We start from the raw sequence: 258 nt of genomic DNA, 5'->3' as shown, positions 1-258 counted from the left end.
CAGCACGCCTATCGCGATGCGCACCGGAGTGCGGATATCTTGCTTGGCGTAAAAGCCCGGCGCCAGTATCTTGACCAGAATCAGTCCAATAAGTCCGACGCCGTAAGCGACCAGCGCGCGGCTGGTCATGGCTACTGCCAGTGCATCGAATTTTCCGTAGTGGAACAGGGTGGCCGTCAACGCTTGCGACATCGTCGCCAGACAGACGGCGCAGGGCAAGGCCAGCAGAAACGTGAGACGCAGACCCCAGTCGAGCAA

Annotated in this window: 1 protein-coding gene; it reads right to left on the bottom strand. The window is 60.1% G+C overall.

Translation table 11 applies throughout. From position 1 onward, the window contains the following. Positions 1-258, bottom strand: a 258-nt coding sequence (locus QN347_RS20285; protein ID WP_323494473.1) for a lipid II flippase MurJ, incomplete at both ends; no start/stop codon positions are given.

This window comes from Sphingomonas sp. 10B4 (genome assembly GCF_035019905.1).
GTDB classification, from domain to species: Bacteria; Pseudomonadota; Alphaproteobacteria; order Sphingomonadales; family Sphingomonadaceae; genus Sphingomonas; species Sphingomonas glacialis.
The sequence above is the reverse complement of the archived record's forward strand: the minus strand, read 5'-3'. Positions and strand labels throughout refer to the sequence as shown.